The sequence below is a fragment of the Pseudomonas sp. GW823-FHT05G12 genome (assembly GCF_058795575.1).
In genome coordinates, this window is the sequence record NZ_CM179501.1 from 419,551 (window position 1) to 438,836 (window position 19,286).

At 62.5% G+C, this 19,286-nt stretch carries 12 protein-coding genes; 5 read left to right on the forward strand and 7 right to left on the reverse strand.

Going from position 1 to position 19,286, the window contains the following annotated elements; genetic code table 11:
- Positions 1-78: 78 nt before the first annotated feature.
- Positions 79-1,428 (reverse strand): APC family permease, encoded by a 1,350-nt coding sequence (locus AC3RCM_RS01865; protein WP_492629323.1) that lies wholly within the window; start codon positions 1,426-1,428, stop codon positions 79-81.
- A 240-nt stretch (positions 1,429-1,668) separates the two neighbouring features.
- Positions 1,669-2,556, reverse strand: coding sequence for a 1-acylglycerol-3-phosphate O-acyltransferase, YihG family (gene yihG, locus AC3RCM_RS01870; protein WP_014589394.1), 888 nt, complete (start codon positions 2,554-2,556; stop codon positions 1,669-1,671).
- Positions 2,557-2,738: 182 nt separating this feature from the next.
- Here yihG and rloA2 point away from each other — a divergent pair, with 182 nt between their 5' ends.
- From rloA2 to creD, 4 genes are all read left to right on the forward strand, one after another.
- Positions 2,739-3,239 carry a retropepsin-like aspartic peptidase RloA2 gene (gene rloA2 / locus AC3RCM_RS01875; protein ID WP_014589395.1) on the forward strand — a complete coding sequence of 167 codons (501 nt, stop codon included), beginning with the start codon at positions 2,739-2,741 and terminating at the stop codon, positions 3,237-3,239.
- Between the two features lie 132 nt (positions 3,240-3,371).
- Positions 3,372-4,052, forward strand: a complete 681-nt coding sequence (gene creB, locus AC3RCM_RS01880) for a two-component system response regulator CreB (protein WP_019437093.1) — start codon at positions 3,372-3,374, stop codon at positions 4,050-4,052.
- A complete protein-coding gene (creC, locus tag AC3RCM_RS01885; protein ID WP_064492512.1) occupies positions 4,052-5,488 on the forward strand; it encodes a two-component system sensor histidine kinase CreC in 1,437 nt (478 codons plus the stop codon). The genes creB and creC overlap by 1 nt, the downstream gene beginning before the upstream one ends.
- A gap of 106 nt (positions 5,489-5,594) precedes the next feature.
- Positions 5,595-6,923: a cell envelope integrity protein CreD gene (gene creD / locus AC3RCM_RS01890; RefSeq protein ID WP_492629324.1), complete on the forward strand. Its 1,329-nt coding sequence runs from the start codon at positions 5,595-5,597 to the stop codon at positions 6,921-6,923.
- 166 nt (positions 6,924-7,089) lie between these two features.
- On the opposite strand, the gene AC3RCM_RS01895 is transcribed toward creD, so the two are convergent.
- From AC3RCM_RS01895 to aceE, 5 genes are all read right to left on the reverse strand, one after another.
- A complete protein-coding gene (locus tag AC3RCM_RS01895; RefSeq protein WP_020192501.1) occupies positions 7,090-7,713 on the reverse strand; it encodes a glutathione S-transferase in 624 nt (207 codons plus the stop codon).
- Between the two features lie 3 nt (positions 7,714-7,716).
- Positions 7,717-8,385 carry a peptide-methionine (S)-S-oxide reductase MsrA gene (gene msrA, locus AC3RCM_RS01900; protein WP_010951691.1) on the reverse strand — a complete coding sequence of 223 codons (669 nt, stop codon included), beginning with the start codon at positions 8,383-8,385 and terminating at the stop codon, positions 7,717-7,719.
- A gap of 167 nt (positions 8,386-8,552) precedes the next feature.
- Positions 8,553-11,243: a putative bifunctional diguanylate cyclase/phosphodiesterase gene (locus tag AC3RCM_RS01905; RefSeq protein WP_492629325.1), complete on the reverse strand. Its 2,691-nt coding sequence runs from the start codon at positions 11,241-11,243 to the stop codon at positions 8,553-8,555.
- Positions 11,244-11,549: 306 nt separating this feature from the next.
- On the reverse strand, positions 11,550-13,193 hold the full coding sequence (gene aceF / locus AC3RCM_RS01910; RefSeq protein WP_064492515.1) for a dihydrolipoyllysine-residue acetyltransferase: 1,644 nt from the start codon (positions 13,191-13,193) through the stop codon (positions 11,550-11,552).
- Between the two features lie 13 nt (positions 13,194-13,206).
- Positions 13,207-15,852: a pyruvate dehydrogenase (acetyl-transferring), homodimeric type gene (gene aceE / locus AC3RCM_RS01915; RefSeq protein WP_010951693.1), complete on the reverse strand. Its 2,646-nt coding sequence runs from the start codon at positions 15,850-15,852 to the stop codon at positions 13,207-13,209.
- Between the two features lie 383 nt (positions 15,853-16,235).
- On the opposite strand from aceE, the gene glnE reads away from it, so the two are divergent.
- Positions 16,236-19,169 (forward strand): bifunctional [glutamate--ammonia ligase]-adenylyl-L-tyrosine phosphorylase/[glutamate--ammonia-ligase] adenylyltransferase, encoded by a 2,934-nt coding sequence (gene glnE / locus AC3RCM_RS01920; protein WP_010951694.1) that lies wholly within the window; start codon positions 16,236-16,238, stop codon positions 19,167-19,169.
- The last annotated feature ends 117 nt before the right edge of the window (positions 19,170-19,286 follow it).

The window sequence follows — 19,286 nt, forward strand, 5'->3', positions numbered from 1 at the left end:
CAAGCCATGGGCTGAGTGCTGTAGGGGCGGCCCTGCGTCGCGAAAGGGCTGCCCCCACAAAAGCGAAATTGCATCAGGTCAGACAGCTTCGGAGAAATCTACCAGGCGGACGGGGCGGCGGAAGCCTGCTGTCAGAACTGCCAGGTACGCAAGGCCCAAGGCAAACCAGCAAAGGCCAATCACCAGCGTCAGCGCCGACAGGCTGGTCCACAGCCACAAGGTCAACCCCAGCCCTACCAGCGGCACCAGACCATAGCTCAGCAGGCCTTTGAAGTTGCGCTGCGAGGCATCATACATCAGGTGCGTTTTCACCACCGCCAGGTTCACCGCCGAAAACGCCACCAGCGCACCAAAGCTGATCAGCGAGGCGAGGGTAGACAGGTCGATCACCAGCGCCAGCAGCGAGAACGCCGACACCAGCGCAATGGCGAACACCGGCGTACCAAAGCGCGGCGACAGGTAACCAAAGCTGCGCCGTGGCAGCACGTTGTCACGCCCCATGGTGAACAGGATGCGCGACACCGCGGCCTGCGAGGCCAGCGCCGAACCCAGGCTGCCCGCCACATAAGCAGCGGTGAAGAAGTTGGTGAGAAACTGCCCGCCAGCCTTGAACATCACTTCGTTGGCCGCTGCATCGGCATTGGCGAAGCTGCTGCCTGGCAGCACCAACTGGCTGACGTAAGCCAGCACGGTGAACAGCAACCCGGCGAACAGGGTGGTGAGGATGATCGCCCGTGGCACGTCGCGGCGTGCGTCGCGGCATTCTTCGGCCAGGGTCGATACGGCGTCGAAGCCCAGGAACGACAAGCACAACACCGCTGCGCCAGCCATCAGGTGGCCAAAGCCAGGTTTGCTGCCATCGCCGATTAGCGGCGACAGCAGGTCGAGCGGCTGGCCAGCCAATGTCTGGCAGGACAGCGCGACAAACACGCCAATGAACACGATCTGCGCGCCGACGATCAGGTTGCTGGTCTCGGCCACCGAGTTGATACCGACCACGTTCAGCACTGTCACCAAAGCGATGCATGCGAGCACGAAGGCCCAGGCAGGCACTGCGGGGAACGCAATGTTGAGAAACAGGCCGATCAGCAGGTAGTTGATCATCGGCAGGAACAGGTAATCCAGCAACAGCGACCAGCCGGCCAGGAAGCCGACATTGGGGCCGAAGGCCATGTTGGTGTAGGAATAGGCCGAGCCCGCGACCGGGAAGCGCTTGACCATGAAGCTGTAGGACGCGGCGGTGAACAGCATGGCCACCAGGGTGACCAGGTAGGCGCCGGCGGTGCGGCCACCGGTAAGTTCGGTGACGATGCCGTAGGTGGTGAAAATGGTCAGCGGGACCATGTACACCAGGCCGAAGAACACCAGGGCGGGGAGGCCGAGAACACGGCGAAGCTGGGCGGGGTTAGAGCTGGGTGGGTTGGCCATTGATCGATCCAGGCATTTTTGTAGTTGTGCTGTGGTCGATTTTTATCCACTTAGGTGGGGGAAGACAAAAAAGTAATCCTTATGCTGATTATTAGCCTGGGTTTTGATCGGATTCTGGCTATGGCAGGTCCGGCCTCTTCGCGGGTGAACCCGCTCCTACAAGGGGCAGCGCATGCCTGAATGAAGCGGTTGTAGGAGCGGGTTCACCCGCGAATGGGCCAGTTCAGGCGGCAGAAGGTCTCAGCCCATCTCCGCCCGCAGCTGCTCGATCCGCTGGTCCTTCGCCACCCACAACTGGTTCACCCAGGCCTGTACCGTCTGCCTGAACTCAGGATCATTCTCGTAATCCCCCGCCCACAACGCCGGGTCCAGCTCCCGCACCTGAATGTCGATAATCACCCGGCTAATGCTGCCATTGAGCAGGTCCCAGAACCCCGGCGCCTTATTACCGGGGTACACGATGGTCACATCCAGCAGGGCATCCAGCTGTTCGCCCAATGCCGCGAGCACAAACGCCACACCACCCGCCTTGGGCTTGAGCAGGTAGCGATACGGCGACTGCTGCTCCTGGCGCTTGGCTTCGGTAAACCGGGTGCCCTCCAGGTAATTGACCACGGTCACCGGCTGGCGCTTGAACAGCTCGCAAGCCGCCTTGGTGATTTCCAGGTCCTTGCCCTTGAGCTCCGGGTGCTTTTCCAGAAACGCCTTGCTGTAGCGCTTCATGAACGGGTAATCCAGCCCCCACCAGGCCAGGCCCAGCAACGGCACCCAGATCAGTTCCTTTTTCAGGAAGAACTTGAAGAACGGTGTACGGCGGTTGAGGCTTTCGATCAACGCCGGGATGTCGACCCAGGTCTGATGATTGCTCACGGCCAGGTACGAGGTGTCCTTGCGCAGGTTTTCCACACCGCGGATGTCCCACTGAGTAGGGATGCACAGGGCGAAGATGGCTTTGTCGATTTCCGACCAGGTTTCGGCCACCCACATCACCGCCCACGACGCGTAGTCGCGGCCACGGCCTGGCAACACCAGCTTGAGCAGGGCGAAGACCAGCAGCGGGCAGATCAATACCACAGTATTGAGCAGCAGCAGGGTGGTAGTGAGAATGCCGGTCAGCAGGCGACGCATAAAAAGACTCTTGTTGTGGGAGATAAACGGTTGGCAATGATAAGCAGGGCGGTCGTCTACGCCAAATGTCCAATGCCCGGCGGCGGGAACAAATGTTTCACGTTATGTTGTTTAGTCTTGTGAAAGCGAACCTATCTTGCCAGTGCAGTCTAAGCACTGACCCTTTTCAAGGAAGCCTGCCTGTGAAACCACTGCTAGCCCTGTTGTCATTGTTGGCGCTGCCGGTAATGGCCGCCGAGCCCACCCTCTACGGCCGTTACGAGAACATCGCCCTGCCCGAGCTGGGCGAAACCCTGAAAGCCAAGATGGACACCGGCGCCTTCACCGCGTCGCTGTCGGCCAAGGATATCGAGCTGTTCACCCGCGATGGCGACGAGTGGGTGCGCTTCCGCCTGGCGACCAAGGACTCGGACGGCAAGGTGTACGAGCACAAGGTCTCGCGCATCAGCAAGATCAAGGGCCGTGCCGATGAAGAGGACGAAGGGGATGCGCCAGAGGTCTCCAAGCGCCCGGTGGTCGACCTGGAGTTGTGCCTGGGGGATGTGAAGCGCACCGTCGAGGTGAATCTGGTGGACCGCAGCAACTTCAACTACCCGCTGCTGGTGGGTTCCAAGGCGCTGCGCGAGTTCAAGGCGGCGGTAAATCCGGCGAAGAAGTTCACTGCTGGCAAGCCAGGCTGTTGATTTGAAGCGGGCGCAATACAATGTAGCGAACACACATAATGTGGTGTCAGGCACCGGCTTCGCCGGTGTTCGCGGGCAAGCCCGCTCCTACACTGAGATGTGCCAACCTTCAAAACCGCAAGGCCGAACGCCATGCCCCATATCCTCATCGTCGAAGACGAAGCCGCCATCGCCGACACCCTGGTCTACGCCCTGCAGGCCGACGGTCACAGCACCGAGTGGGTAACCCTGGGCAGTGCCGCCCTCGACCAGCAGCGCCAGCGGCCGGCCGACCTGGTCATCCTCGACATCGGCCTGCCCGACATCAGTGGCTTCGAAACCTGTCGCCAGCTGCGCCGGTTCACCGAGGTGCCGGTGATGTTTCTCAGCGCCCGGGACGGTGAAATCGACCGCGTAGTAGGCCTGGAAATCGGCGCCGATGATTACGTGGTAAAACCTTTCAGTCCTCGTGAAGTGGCAGCGCGCGTTCGGGCGATCCTCAAACGCATGGCTCCGAGGGCCGAGGCTGCCGGCGGAACCACCTTGTTCCAGCTCGACACCCTACGCATGCAGATTACCTACCGCAGCCAGCCGCTCACGCTGACCCGGCATGAGTTCCGCTTGCTGCAATGCCTGCTCGAACAACCGCAGCGGGTGTTCAGCCGCGAACAGCTGCTCGACGCTTTGGGCGTGGCCTCCGACGTGGGCTATGAGCGCACCATCGACAGCCATATCAAGAGCCTGCGCGCCAAACTGCGCCAGGTAGCGGGTGATGCCGAGCCGATCCAGACCCATCGCGGCCTCGGTTACAGCTATAGCCCGGAGCACGCCTGATGCGCTTGGGTATTCGCATCTTCCTGGTGTACTTCCTGTTCGTCGGTTTGGCCGGTTACTTCTTGCTCAATACCGTACGCGAACAGATTCGCCCGGTAGTGCGCCAATCTTCCGAAGAAACCTTGGTAGACACTGCCAACCTGCTGGCAGAAATCCTGCGGGATGACGTCAAGGCCGGCACCCTGAACCAGGGCCGCCTGCCCGAGGTGCTCGAGGCCTACGGCTCGCGCAGCCCGGGCGCACAGATCTGGGGGCTGGCCAAGAACCAGGTCAGCCACCGCATCTACGTCACTGACGCCAAGGGCATCGTGTTGCTGGACTCCAGTGGCGAGGCCCTGGGCAAGGATTACTCGCAGTGGAATGACGTGCTGCTGACCCTGCGTGGCCAGTATGGCGCCCGCTCCACCCGCAGCGACCCCAACGACGAAAGCACCTCGGTGATGCACGTTGGCGCGCCGATCATCGACAACGGCAAGATCATCGGCGTTGTCACCGTTGCCAAGCCCAATAGCTCATTGCAACCCTACATCGACCGCTCCGAGCGGCGCCTGCTCACCCTGGGGCTAGGGCTGATCGGCCTGGGCTTGCTGATCGGCGCGGCTCTGTCGTGGTGGCTTGCGCGCTCGCTGCGCAAGTTGGCAGGTTATGCGCAGGCGGTCAGCGAAGGTGAGCGTGCGGAGCTTCCGCATTACAAGGGCGGCGAGCTGGCGAACCTGGCACAGGCAGTGGAGCGCATGCGCACCCAGCTGGAAGGCAAGGCCTATGTCGAGCGCTACGTGCACACCCTGACTCACGAGCTGAAAAGCCCGCTGGCGGCCATCCGCGGTGCTTCCGAGCTGTTGCAGGGCGAGGACATGCCCGCTGATCAGCGGGCGCGCTTTGCCGGCAATATCGAGCGCGAGAGCGAGCGTTTGCAGCAGATGATCGAGCGGCTGCTCAACCTGGCCAGGGTCGAGCAGATGCAGGCGCTGGAGGACGAGCAGCAGGTGGCGCTGGCGGCGTTGGTCGATGAGTTGCTGCTGGCCCATGCGGCGCGTATCGAAGGCGCCCGTTTGCAGGTACGTCAGCGGGTGCCTGCCACTTTGCGCTTGCTTTGCGATCCGTTCCTGATGCGCCAGGCGTTGGCCAACCTGCTCGACAACGCACTGGACTTCACCCCGGAAGGGGGCACGCTGCTGTTCGACCTGGAGCGCGCTGGCGAACGCGTGGCGTTGAGTGTGTTCAACCAGGGGCAAGCGATACCGGCCTATGCCATCGGGCGGGTCAGCGAGCGGTTCTACTCGCTGCCGCGGCCCGGTAGCGGGCGCAAGAGCACCGGGCTGGGGCTGAACTTCGTGGCCGAGGTGATGCAGCTGCACGGCGGGGCCTTGGCGGTGGACAACGTCGATGGCGGGGTACGGGTGCGGTTGTGGCTGCCGCTGCGGCGCATTAGCTGAGATAGCCGGGCTGCTCAGCAGTCTCAATTACACATAAATCACACACACGCTCCACAAAGCCTCCACGCAAGGCGCAGACACTGCGCCCACTGCCACAGGAGGCCACATGAACAAGACCCTCGGTTTCAAACTCGGCATGATCGCCATGCTGATGTTGCTGTTGCTCATCCCGCTGCTGCTGATCAACGGCCTGATCGACGAGCGCCAGGCCATGCGCGACGGTGTGCTGCGCGATATCGCCCAGAGCACCAGCTTCGATCAGCAACTCAGCGGCCCGCTGCTGGTGGTGCCGTACCGCAAGTACCAGCGCCGCTGGATCGAAAAGGACGGTGAGCGTACCCAGGAAACCAGCACCATCACCGGCCACCTGTACTTCCTGCCGGAAACCTTCGACGCCGACCTGGGTGTGGACACCGAACTGCGCGCCCGCGGCATCTACCAGGCCCGGTTGTTTCACACCAAAGGTCGTATCAGCGGCCGCTTCAAGCTCCCGGCGCATTGGGGCATCGACAAGGACTTTGACGACTACCGCTTCGACAAGCCGTTCCTGGTGGTGGGCATCAGTGATATCCGCGGTATCGAAAGTGCTCTGGAGCTGAGCATGGACGAGCAAAAAGTGCCGTTCGAGCCCGGCACCCAGCTCGACTGGATGCGCGGCGGCGTGCACGCCAGCCTGCCGGGGCTGGACGGGTTACAGGCGCGAACGTTCAGCTATGGCTTTGACCTGGCGCTGCAAGGTACCGGCCAGTTGCACGTGGTACCCGTGGGCCGTACCAGCAGCATGGACATGCGCGCCAACTGGCCACACCCGAGCTTCGTCGGCAATTACTTGCCCAACCGCCGCGAAATCGATGCTCAAGGCTTCAGTGCCCATTGGCAAACCTCGTTCTTTGCCACCAACCTTGAGGATGCCATACGCCAGTGCGCTAACGCCGGGCAGTGTACGGATTTCAGTGAGCGCAGCTTTGGCGTGAGTTTTATAGACCCGGTGGACCAGTACCTGAAAAGCGAGCGGGCGATCAAATACGCGTTGTTGTTCATTGCCCTGACCTTTGCCGGTTTCTTCCTGTTCGAGGTAATGAAGAATCTGAGTGTGCACCCGGTGCAGTACATCTTGGTGGGCGTGGCGCTGGCGTTCTTCTATCTGTTGCTGCTGTCGTTGTCCGAGCACATTGGCTTTGGTTTGGCGTATGGGCTGTCGGCTTCAGCCTGTGTGCTGCTGATCGGTTTCTACCTGAGCCATGTGTTGCGCAGCCTGGGGCGAGGAGTGGGTTTTGCAGCGGGGTTGGCGGCGTTGTACGCGCTGCTCTACGGGCTGCTGAGTGCCGAAGACTATGCGCTGCTGATGGGGTCGTTGCTGTGTTTCGGTTTGCTTGGGGTGTTCATGGTGCTGACCCGGCGGCTGGACTGGGCGCGTGTGGGGAGGGTGGCATGAGGGAGGATAGAGAGATCGGGCGCTGGTTGGCGCTCAGGATCGGGCTGTTGTTTCCTGTGATACCGAGGTGAGGCCTTCGCGGGCACGCCCGCTCCCACAAGCCCACCACAGATAGCGAACACTGTGGAAAACCTGTAGGAGCGGGTTTACCCGCGAAGGGGCCCTGTCAGGCCACTGGCGCTGTAGCGACCATCGATGGCCGCTTGACCACCTCGGCATACCACGCCGCCAACCCAGGCTGGTGCTCGCGCCAGCCAAACCCGGGCTGACGCAGATCCAGATAGCCCAGCGCACAGGCCACGCCAATCGCCGCCAGGTCGAAGCCGGAGATCAGCTCAGGCAAGTGCTCCTCCTCAAGGTTGGCCAGGCTCCGGCGGATCTTGTCACCCTGCGCCTGCAGCCAGCCATCCCAGCGCTTGTCTTCTGGCCGCAGGAAGCTCTCATAACGGCTCGACACCGCCGCATCCATGATCGCATCGGCCTGTGAGACCAAGGTCATGCGCCGCCAGCGCGCCGAACCTTCTCGTGGCAGCAGCGGCAGGCCTACGTGCTGCATGTCGAGGTACTCGCAAATCACCCGGCTGTCATGCAGCACGGTGCCGTCTTCCAGGCGCAGGGCCGGGATCTTGCCGATCGGGTTGTCCAGGTTGAGCTGCGGGTCGCCGCTCACCGGGCTGATGTTCACCGGCTGCAGCTGCACACGCTCAAGCTGGCCGGTCTCGTGTAACACCACCATGACCTTGCGCACGAAAGGCGACAACGGCGAGTGGAACAGGGTCATCGTGCTCATGCTTCAGTTACCTTGCAGGCTGGGTGGCAGGCACACGCCGGTGCCGCCGATGCCGCAGTAGCCGTCCGGGTTCTTGGCCAGGTACTGCTGGTGGTAGGCCTCGGCGAAATAGACGGTCGGTGCCTGGTCGATTTCGGTGGTGATCTCACCGAAGCCGGCCTTGCTCAGTTCGGCCTGGAAGGCGTCGCGGCTGGCCTTGGCCTGTTCCAGCTGTTCCGGGCTGGTGCAGTAGATGGCCGAGCGGTACTGGGTGCCGATGTCGTTGCCCTGGCGCATACCTTGGGTGGGGTTGTGCAGCTCCCAGAACATTGCCAGCAGTTCGCGGTAGCTGACCTTGTCCTTGTCGAACACCACCAGCACCACTTCGGTGTGGCCGGTCAGGCCCGAGCAGACTTCTTCGTAGGTAGGGTGCGGGGTGAAGCCGCCGGCGTAGCCGACAACGGTGCTGACCACACCTTCACGCTGCCAGAAGCGGCGCTCCGCGCCCCAGAAGCAGCCCAGGCCGAAGATGGCGAAGTCGATGGCGCCTTCGAAGAACGGGCCGAGCAGTGGGGTGTCTTTGAAGACGTAGTGGAACTCGGGCAGGCTCATTGGCGTGTCGCGGCCAGGCAGGGCCTGTTCCGCAGTGGGCATGACGTTTTTGTTCACCAGGATTTCCGAACGCAGGACCATGACCGTTCCTCTGTGTTTATTCAGTGGGGTAGGGGTTTGGGCCTTCGCGGGCATGCCCGCTGCCACAGGTACAGCACAGGTTCCAAAGGTTGTGGTTTCCTGTGGGAGCGGGCGTGCCCGCGAAAGGGCCCGAATGGCTTCTATAGTGCCCGAGGATTACGCAGCTGTCAGGCCACCGGGCCACGCGGATAGCGCTTCAGCCGTTCGGCCAGCTCGCGCCCGGGAATCGGCCGGTCGAACAGGTAACCCTGGCCCACGTCGCAGCGGTGACGGCGCAGGAACGCCAGCTGCTCTGGCGTCTCGATCCCTTCGGCCACCACCTTCAGCTTCAGGTTGTGGGCCATGGCCACCACCGCCGAGGTGATTTCCATGTCGTCCTGGTTGTCGGGGATTTCGTTGATGAAGCTGCGATCGATCTTGAGGATGTCGATCGGAAACTTCTTCAGGTAGCTCAGCGACGAATAACCGGTGCCGAAGTCGTCCATGGCCAAGGTCAGGCCCAGGGCCTTCAGTTCGTCCAGCTGGCGGTGGGTGTCTTCGCTGGCTTCCAGCAGCAGGCCTTCGGTCAGCTCCAGCTCCAGCAGGTGCGGGGGCAGGGCTTCTTCCTTGAGGATGGTGCTGATCGACGCCACCAGGTCCGGGTCGGAGAACTGTTTGGGCGACAGGTTGATGGCTACATGCAGGTTGCCCAGGCCGGCCTTGCGCAGTTGCTGGCTCATGCAGCACGCCTGGCGCACCACCCATTTGCCGATAGGGATGATCAGGCCGGTTTCCTCGGCCACGCTGATGAACTGGTCCGGGCGGATCATGCCGCGTTCGGGGTGGTTCCAGCGCAGCAGCGCTTCCAGGCCCAGCAGGCGACCGCTGCGCAGGCACAGCTTGGGCTGGTAGAACACGTCCAGCTCATTCTGGGTCAGGGCACGACGCAGGTTGTTCTCGACGAACAGCTTGTAGCTGGCTTCGGCGTTGAGCACTTCGGTAAACACCTGTACCTGGTGTTTACCGTTGGCCTTGGCCTTGTGCAATGCAAGGCCGGCATTCTTCATCAGGCTGGCCGGGTCGACGCCGTGCAACGGTGCACAGGCCAGGCCTACCGAGGCGGTGACGTTGATCAGCTGGTTGTCGACGAACATCGGCTTGTCGAGGGTGCACAATAACTGCTGGGCAACGCCTTGGCCATCTTCAAGGCTGGTGTCGTCGAGCAGCACGGCGAACTCGTTACTGGCAAAGCGCGCCAGGATGCCACCGCTGTGCAGGCTGTTGCGCAGACGCCTGGCCAGGCTGATCAGCAGCTTGTCGCCGGTCTGGTGGCCAAGGCTGTCGTTGATGCGCTTGAAGTTGTCGATGTCCACCAGCAGCAGGCACATCGAGCTTTCGCCATCGCGGGCGAAGCGCTCGTCCAGGCTGCGGATGAACGCCGGGCGGTTGCCCAGGTTGGTGAGGTTGTCGGTGTAAGCCAGGCGCTCGATGCGTTGTTGGGCCAGCTTGGTCTGGGTGACGTCTTCGTAGATGCCGATGTAGTGGGTCAGCTCACGGTTGTCACCGTACACCTTGGAAATCGACAACTGGCCCCAGTACGGCTCCAGGTTTTTGCGCCGGCTCTTGAACTCGCCCTGCCAACTGTTGCCCATGGCCAGGCTCGACGGCGAGTCGAACAGCAGTTCGCTGAGGTTCTCCAGTGCCGGTAGCTCACCCAGCTGGCGGCCCTGCACTTCGTCGGTACTGTACTGGGTGATGGCGGTGAAGCTGGGGTTGACGTACTCCACCCGGCCGTCGCGGTTCACCAGCAGGAAGGCGCTGGCGCTCTGCTCGACCGCACGCTGGAACAGGTGCAGGGCGCTGGCCGCGGCCCGTCGTTTGTGGTTTGTGATCACTTGGGCGAACTGGTCGGCCAGCTCACCGGCAAAGGCAATCTCGTCCGACTGCCAGGCCCTTGGCTGGCCGCTTTGCTCCAGGCACAACACGCCGATCACCTGGCCATCGACACGGATGCTGGCGTCGAGCATGGCCTTGTTTTCCGGGCGCATGCTTTGCGCCAGGGCGCGGGTGCGCGGGTCGTGGCCGGCGTTGTGAGCGTCGATGGCGCGGCTTGCGTGCAGTGCATCCAGGTAGTCGGGGAAGCGGCTGGCATCGATGGCTTCGGGCTGGCGGTGCTCCTGTGCATCGCGGTACCAGGCGATGATCGGTTCCAGGCGTTGGTCTTCCAGGTGCCAGATGCTGGCGCTGTCGACCTTGTAGATTTCGCAGGCGCTCTGGGTGATCAGCTGGGCCGCTTCGAGCAGCGAGTTGCCCGCGCTGTAGCGATGGCGGGCGAGGCGCAGGATAAGGTCCTGCTGGCCGCGCACCCGCTCCAGGTGCTCCAGTTGTTCTTGCTGCGTGCGCTGGTTCAGTTGCAGGGCCAGTTGCAGGCGGTTGTTGCGTGACTCCAGGTCGCTGGCGCCGGGTTCGCCGGTCTCTTCCTGCTGGTCGTCGAGCACGCTCAGGTAGCCGCGCAACAGCTGGCGGTTGTGTTGCTTGTAGGCTTCACCCGCTTCCAGCAAGCGCAGCGAGGTGCTCGGTGTGTGCAGGGTGTAGCGCACGCGATAGTAGCCGCGCTGGGCCAGTTGCAACTGGATTTCGTCGTGCAGCCGGTAGCGTGCTTCGGGTTCCATCAGGCTGGCGTAGGGCGCGTCAATCAGGGCACACAGCTCGCCGGTTTTCAGGCCGAACTGGCGCTCACAGGCTGGGTCAAGGTAGAGCATGGCCCAGGTGGCTTCGTTGAGCCTTTCGAAACGCAGCATGCCGAGCCGCGAGGGCACGGGTAACTGTGTCACGACCTCGGCCGCCACACGGCTGGCGGCATCGGGTTGGCTTTTCATCGAAGACTCGCTTGAAGAGGGAACGCTGCCTTGTGGCTGCGGCGGATTTGGCAAGGTTGCATCATGTCCCGAGGGCTGGCAAGCGGCCATGCTTGATGCTGTGGACAGGTTATCGGCTGACGTGGCCGATTCTGTAGTTTGGCTGGAGATTTTGGGGCCGCTTTGCGGCCTTGTGTCGCGAAAAGAGGGCGAAGCCCTCCCAGCTTTTCCCAGGCAAAAAAAGCCCCGCCAATCGACGGGGTTGAGGTACGAGCGTGGCAGCTCGAAAAGGGTACTGCCCCTCGCAAGGAGGGGCAGTGTGCTGGCTTACAGCAGCATGGTGCGGATATCGCCCAGCACGTCGCCCAGGCGCTTGGTGAAGCGCGCGGCGGCGGCGCCGTTGATCACACGGTGATCGTAGGACAGCGACAGCGGCAGCATCAGCTTTGGCTGGAAGGCCTTGCCATCCCAGACTGGCTGCATGGTCGCCTTGGAGACGCCCAGGATAGCCACTTCCGGCGCATTGACGATCGGCGTGAAGCCGGTGCCGCCAATGTGGCCGAGGCTGGAGATGGTGAAGCAAGCGCCTTGCATCTCGTCAGCCGACAGCTTCTTGGTGCGCGCCTTCTCGGCCAGTGCAGCGGCTTCGGCAGCCAGTTGCAGCAGGCTCTTCTGGTCGACGTTCTTGATCACAGGGACCAGCAGGCCGTCCGGGGTGTCCACGGCGAAGCCGATGTGCACGTACTTCTTGCGGATGATGGCCTTGCCGCTTGGCGCCAGCGAGCTGTTGAAGTCCGGCAGTTCCTTGAGCAGGAAGGCGCAGGCCTTGAGCAGCAGTGGCAGCACGGTCAGCTTCACCCCAGCCTTCTCGGCCACGGCCTTCTGCGCAACGCGGAAGGCTTCCAGCTCGGTGATGTCGGCAGAGTCGAACTGGGTCACGTGCGGCACGTTGAGCCAGCTGCGGTGCAGGTTGGCAGCACCGACCTGCATCAGGCGGGTCAGGGCCACTTCTTCCACTTCACCGAACTTGCCGAAGTCCACGGCAGGGATCGGCGGGATGCCAGCACCACCGGTCGCACCGGCGGCTGCCGGCGCTTCCTTGGCCTTCTGCATCATGGCCTTGACGTAGACCTGCACGTCTTCTTTCAGGATGCGACCGTGCGGGCCGGTGGCAGCAACTGCACCCAGCTCGACACCGAATTCACGGGCCAGCTGACGAACAGCAGGGCCTGCGTGAACCTTGGCATTGCTGCCAGCGGCCGGTGCGGTAGCAGCCGGTGCAGGGGCAGCAGCCGGGGCTGCAGCGGCAGGTGCGGCAGCCGGAGCAGCCTCAGCCTTGGCTGGTGCAGGAGCAGCAGCCGGTGCCGGCGCGGCAGCCGGGGCGGCACCCGCCACTTTCAGCTTGAAGATCAGGTCGCCAGTGCCGACTTCGTCTTCCAGCTTGCAAAGCACTTCTTCGACCACGCCGGCGGCCGGCGACGGGATTTCCATGGAAGCCTTGTCGGACTCCAGGGTAATCAGCGACTGGTCGGCTTCGACGGTGTCGCCGACTTTGACCAGCACTTCGATGATCTTGGCCTTGCCCGACGAACCGATGTCCGGCACGTGGATGTCCTGCACGCTGGCGGCAGCCGGGGCTGCTGCCGGAGCAGGGGCAGCTTCGGCGGCCGGAGCCGGCGCAGCAGCCTGAGCTGGAGCAGCGGCAGCAGCCGGAGCCTCAGGGGCCGCAGCAGCGGCGCCCTCGGCTTCCAGGACCAGCAGTTCGTCGCCTTCTTTCAGGCGGTCGCCCAGCTTGACCTTCAGTTCCTTGATGACGCCAGCCTTGGGCGCCGGAATTTCCATGGAGGCCTTGTCGGACTCCAGGGTCAGCAGGCTCTGGTCAGCCTCGATACGATCACCGACCTTGACGAACAGCTCGATGATTTCACCTTCACCGCTGCCGATGTCAGGTACGCGAATGAGTTCGCTCACTTAAAAATACTCCTCAGCAGTCCAGTGGGTTGCGCTTGTCCGGGTCGATACCGAACTTGACGATAGCGTCTGCGACAACCTTGGGTTCGATCTCGCCACGGTCAGCCAGGGCTTCCAGGGCAGCCAGCACCACGAAGTGGCGGTCGACTTCGAAGAAGTGACGCAGCTTCTTGCGGCTGTCGCTGCGACCGTAACCGTCGGTACCCAGGACTTTGAACTCTTTGCTCGGTACCCACTGACGAATCTGCTCGGCGAACAGCTTCATGTAGTCGGTAGAGGCGATGACCGGGCCTTTGCGACCGTTCAGGCACTGCTCGACGTAGGTCTGCTGTGGCTTCTGGCCAGGCTTCAGGCGGTTGGCGCGTTCCACGGCCAGGCCGTCGCGGCGCAGTTCGTTGAAGCTGGTGACGCTCCACACGTCGGCACCGACGTTGAACTCTTCACGCAGGATCTTCGCGGCTTCGCGGACTTCGCGCAGGATGGTACCGGAGCCCATCAGCTGTACGTGGTGTGCAGCTTCGCGGGTGTCCTCTTCCAGCAGGTACATGCCCTTGATGATGCCTTCCTCGACACCGGCCGGCATGGCTGGCTGCTGATAGGATTCGTTCATCACGGTGATGTAGTAGAAGATGTCCTGTTGCTCTTCGGTCATCTTCTTCATGCCGTCCTGAATGATCACCGCCAGCTCGTAGCCGTAGGTCGGATCGTAGGTGCGGCAGTTCGGGATGGTGCCCGCCATCATGTGGCTGTGACCGTCTTCGTGCTGCAGGCCTTCACCGTTGAGGGTGGTACGGCCGGCGGTACCGCCGATCAGGAAGCCACGGGTGCGGCTGTCGCCAGCGGCCCAGGCCAGGTCGCCAATACGCTGGAAACCGAACATCGAGTAGAAGATGTAGAACGGCAGCATCGGCTGGTTGTGGCAGCTGTACGAGGTACCGGCAGCGATGAACGACGACATGGCGCCGGCTTCGTTGATGCCTTCCTCGAGGATCTGGCCCTTCTTGTCTTCGCGGTAGAACATCACCTGGTCTTTATCGACTGGCTCGTAGAGCTGGCCGACCGACGAGTAGATGCCCAACTGGCGGAACATGCCTTCCATACCGAAGGTACGGGCTTCGTCCGGGATGATCGGAACGATGCGCTGGCCAATGTCCTTGTCCTTGACCAGTTGCGCCAGAATACGCACGAAGGCCATGGTGGTGGAGATTTCGCGGTCGCCCGAGCCGTCCAGGATCGCTTTCAGCGTTTCCAGTGGCGGGGTCGGCACGCTGAAGCTCTTGGCACGGCGCTGTGGCACGAAACCGCCCAGGGCAGCACGGCGCTCGGCCAGGTACTTGGCTTCGGCAGAACCTTCTTCCGGCTTGAAGAACGGCAGGTTCTCCAGGTCGGCATCCTTGACCGGGATGTCGAAGCGGTCACGGAAGTGACGCAGGCTGTCGACGTCGACCTTCTTGGTGTTGTGCGCGGTGTTCTTGGCTTCGCCAGCACCGGTGCCGTAACCCTTGATGGTCTTGGCCAGGATGACGGTCGGCTGCTCCTTGTGGTTCACAGCCTGGTGATACGCCGCGTAGACCTTGTACGGGTCGTGACCGCCACGGTTGAGCTTCCAGATCTCTTCGTCGGACAGGTCTTCGACCATGGCCTTGAGTTCCGGGGTGTTGAAGAAGTGCTCGCGAACGTACGCGCCGTCTTTGGCTTTGTAGTTCTGGTATTCGCCGTCGATGACTTCGTCCATGCGGCGCTGCAGGGCACCGTTGGTGTCCTTGGCCAGCAGTGGGTCCCAGAAACGGCCCCAGACGACTTTGTTGACGTTCCAGCCACCGCCACGGAACACGCCTTCGAGTTCCTGGATGATCTTGCCGTTGCCGCGAACCGGGCCGTCGAGGCGCTGCAGGTTGCAGTTGATGACGAAGATCAGGTTGTCCAGCTTCTCGCGGCCGGCCAGGGCGATTGCACCCAGGGATTCCGGCTCGTCGCACTCACCGTCGCCCATGAAGCACCAGACCTTCTGCTTGCCGGCCGGGATGAAGCCACGGGCTTCCAGGTACTTCATGAAGCGAGCCTGGTAGATCGCCTGGATCGGGCCCAGACCCATCGAAACGGTCGGGAACTGCCAGAAGTCAGGCATCAGCCATGGGTGCGGGTACGAAGACAGGCCGTTGCCGTCCACTTCCTGGCGGAAGTTGTTCATCTGGTCTTCGCTGATACGGCCTTCCATGAAGGCACGGGCGTAGACGCCTGGCGATGCGTGGCCCTGGAAGAAGATCAGGTCGCCGCCGTGTTCTTCGGTAGGGGCCTGGAAGAAGTAGTTGAAGCCGATGTCGTACAGGGTGGCACTGGAGGCGAAGCTAGAGATGTGTCCGCCCAGGTCCGAGTCTTTCAGGTTGGTACGCATGACCATGGCCAGCGCGTTCCAACGCACCATCGAGCGAATGCGGCGTTCCATGAACAGGTCGCCAGGCATGCGTGCTTCGTGGGTGACAGGGATGGTGTTGCGGTATGGCGTGGTGATCGCATATGGCAGCTGGGAGCCACTACGGGTGGCCAGCTCGCCCATACGGGTCATCAGGTAATGAGCGCGGTCTTCGCCTTCTTTGTCGAGGACCGACTCCAGGGCATCCAGCCATTCCTGGGTTTCGATTGGATCGAGGTCTTGCATGGCTTGCTCCAGGGCGGAAAGGCAACCAGAATCGATTGCCTGAGATTGCGACTGGCCTTATGGGCAGACGTCGTGAATTCTTGGATTACCGGGGTGTCTTCCGGCGCGTTGTAGTTTTACTACATTTGCTTTCGCATTTCATGCTTTTACACGACACGAGTAGTAGTAAAACTACATTTGTGCGACGTTTGGTCGCACCTTGGCTTGTGAGGAAAAACGTTCATGTTGGTTGGCATTGTGTCGCGAACGGGTGGTTCTTGATGTTTGTTGCCAAGTTTTCGTTTTTTTCAGCTATTTCCAACTTTTGTACGACAGTCCAACCGTGGTCCGGCTTCCCCTTGGCCGCTTTTTCCCCTCTATTTCACGCCGATCAAGGATAGACCATGCGCCTACCTTTGCCCTCCGATCTGCCTGCCACCTTGCAGCCGCTGGTCACTCGCAACCAGCAGTTCATCAGCGATGCCGTGGCCGGCCACCCCGAACTCGACCTGCAGGCCTGGAGCCCGCTGCACCGGCAGCAGTTCGATCAGGTGGCTGCTGCCAGTGAATTCGTGCTCAGTTTGGCCCAGCGCGAGCCCGCCATGCTGTTCGCCCTGCTGGCCAGCGGCGAGCTGGAGCGGCGTTACGCCCCGGGTGAGCTGCGCGGGCAAATCGCCGCAACAGCCCAGGCGGCACAGAGCGAGGACGAGCTGGCGCGCAATCTGCGCCGCGCGCGCAACCGCCAGCAGCTGCGCATTATCTGGCGCGACATTACCCGTCAGGCGGAACTTGGCGAAACCTGCCGTGACCTGTCGGACCTTGCCGATGCGGCCATCGACGAAGCCTACCAATGGCTGTACCCGCGCCATTGCCAGCAATTCGGCACGCCCATCGGCAACCGCAGCGGCCAGCCGCAGCACATGGTGGTGCTGGGCATGGGCAAGCTGGGAGCGGTAGAGCTTAACCTGTCGTCGGACATCGACCTGATCTTCGGTTTCCCCGAGGGCGGTGAAACCGAAGGGGTGAAGCGCTCGCTGGATAACCAGGAGTTCTTCACGCGCCTGGGCCAAAGGCTGATCAAGGCACTGGACCCGGTTACCGTCGACGGCTTTGTGTTCCGCGTTGACATGCGCCTGCGTCCCTATGGTTCGGCGGGTGCCCTGGTGCTCAGCTTCAATGCACTGGAGCAGTACTACCAGGACCAGGGCCGTGACTGGGAACGTTACGCGATGATCAAGGCGCGAGTGGTGGCCGGCGACCAGGCGGCCGGCGCGCAGTTGCAGGAGATGCTGCGCCCGTTCGTTTACCGCCGCTACTTGGACTTTTCCGCAATCGAAGCGCTGCGCACCATGAAGCAGCTGATCCAGCAGGAAGTGCGGCGCAAGGGCATGGCCGAGAACATCAAGCTGGGTGCCGGTGGTATTCGCGAAGTAGAGTTCATCGCCCAAGCCTTCCAGCTGATCCACGGCGGGCGTGACCTCAGCCTGCAGCAGCGGCCGTTGCTCAAGGTGCTGGCCACCCTGGAAGGCCAAGGCTACCTGCCGCCAGCAGTGGTGGCCGAGTTGCGCGAGGGTTATGAGTTCCTGCGGTACACCGAGCACGCGATCCAGGCCATTGCCGACCGCCAGACGCAAATGTTGCCGGAAGGTGAGACCGATCAGGCACGCGTGGCCTACGTGCTCGGTTTTGCCGACTGGCAGAGCTTCCACGACCAGTTGATGTACTGGCGTGGCCGTATCGACTGGCATTTCCGCCAGGTCATTGCCGACCCGGATGATGAAGACGGCGAAGGCGAACTGGTGGTGGGTGGCGAGTGGTCGCCGTTGTGGGAGCAGGCGCAGGATGAAGAAGCCGCTGGCCGGCAATTGCAAGAGGCTGGCTTCAAGCAACCCGCCGAAGCCTTGAGGCGCCTGGCCGGGCTGCGTTCCAGCCCGCAGTTGCGCTCGATGCAGCGCATCGGCCGTGAGCGACTTGACGCATTCATCCCACGGCTGTTGGCCCAGGCGGTGGAGCATGACAACCCTGACCTGGTGCTTGAGCGGGTGCTGCCATTGGTCGAGGCTGTGGCAAGGCGTTCTGCCTACCTGGTACTGCTGACCGAAAACCCCGGTGCCTTGCGCCGTTTGCTGACGCTGTGCGCCGCCAGCCCGTGGATTGCCGAGCAGATTGCCCTTTACCCGCTGCTGCTCGACGAACTGCTCAATGAGGGCCGCTTGTTCAGCCCGCCCTTGGCGCCAGAACTGGCCAGCGAGCTGCGCGAGCGCCTGACGCGCATCCCCGAGGACGACCTGGAGCAGCAGATGGAGGCGCTGCGCCATTTCAAGCTGGCCCACAGCCTGCGCGTGGCTGCCTCGGAAATCAGCGGCAACCTGCCGTTGATGAAAGTCAGCGACTACCTGACCTGGCTGGCTGAAGCCATCCTCGACCAGGTGCTGGCCTTGGCCTGGCGCCAGACCGTGGCCCGCCACGGCCAACCCAAGCGCAGCGACGGCAGCCTGTGCGACCCGGGTTTCATCATCATCGGTTACGGCAAGATGGGCGGCCTGGAGCTAGGCCACGGTTCGGACCTGGACCTGGTCTTCATCCATGACGGCGATCCGCAGGCGGAAACCGACGGTGCGAAGCCTATCGACAGCGCGCAGTTCTTCACGCGTCTGGGGCAGCGCATCATCCACCTGCTGACCACCCAGACCAACTCGGGCCAACTGTACGACGTGGATATGCGCCTGCGCCCGTCCGGCGCCTCGGGCCTGCTGGTCAGCTCGCTGGGCGCCTTCGAGCGCTACCAGCAGAACGAAGCCTGGACCTGGGAGCACCAGGCGCTGGTGCGGGCCCGCGTGCTGGTGGGTTGCAAGCAGGTGGGTGCGGCATTCGAAGGAGTGCGCGCCAAGGTACTGGGCCAGGCCCGCGACCTGGAAAAACTGCGCGGCGAGGTGAGTGAAATGCGCGCCAAGATGCGTGACAACCTCGGTACCAAGGCTACGGCTGCCGGTACTGCGGCGAACGCTTTCGACGCCGGCGTACCCTTCGATATCAAGCAGGATGCCGGCGGTATCGTCGATATCGAATTTATGGTGCAATACGCCGCTTTGGCCTGGTCCCATGACCATCCGGCCATACTTCGATGGACCGATAACATCCGCATTCTGGAAGAGCTGGAGCAGGCGAACTTGATGCCGGCCAGTGACGCGGTGCTGTTGCGTGAAGTGTACAAGGCGTTCCGCTCGGCCTCCCACCGCCAGGCCCTGCAGAAGGAGGCCGGGGTGATCGATGCGGCGCAGTTTGCCGATGAACGCCGTGAAGTGCGGCGGATCTGGGGTGAGTTGGGTTTAAGCTGATACCGTGTTGGCTTGTTCGCGGGCAAGCCCGCTCCCACAGGTACTGCACAGGCCCTGAGCAGTGTGCAATCCCTGTGGGAGCGGGCTTGCCCGCGAATAGGCCATGTGAGTGGTACA

Coding starts and splice junctions, on each gene's coding strand:
- glnE (WP_010951694.1), top strand. CDS start 16,236: ATGCGCCTACCTTTGCCCTCCGATCTGCCTGCCACCTTGCAGCCGCTG.
- creD (WP_492629324.1), top strand. CDS start 5,595: ATGAACAAGACCCTCGGTTTCAAACTCGGCATGATCGCCATGCTGATG.
- AC3RCM_RS01865 (WP_492629323.1), bottom strand. CDS start 1,428: ATGGCCAACCCACCCAGCTCTAACCCCGCCCAGCTTCGCCGTGTTCTC.
- AC3RCM_RS01895 (WP_020192501.1), bottom strand. CDS start 7,713: ATGAGCACGATGACCCTGTTCCACTCGCCGTTGTCGCCTTTCGTGCGC.
- creC (WP_064492512.1), top strand. CDS start 4,052: ATGCGCTTGGGTATTCGCATCTTCCTGGTGTACTTCCTGTTCGTCGGT.
- msrA (WP_010951691.1), bottom strand. CDS start 8,385: ATGGTCCTGCGTTCGGAAATCCTGGTGAACAAAAACGTCATGCCCACT.
- AC3RCM_RS01905 (WP_492629325.1), bottom strand. CDS start 11,243: ATGAAAAGCCAACCCGATGCCGCCAGCCGTGTGGCGGCCGAGGTCGTG.
- creB (WP_019437093.1), top strand. CDS start 3,372: ATGCCCCATATCCTCATCGTCGAAGACGAAGCCGCCATCGCCGACACC.
- aceE (WP_010951693.1), bottom strand. CDS start 15,852: ATGCAAGACCTCGATCCAATCGAAACCCAGGAATGGCTGGATGCCCTG.
- yihG (WP_014589394.1), bottom strand. CDS start 2,556: ATGCGTCGCCTGCTGACCGGCATTCTCACTACCACCCTGCTGCTGCTC.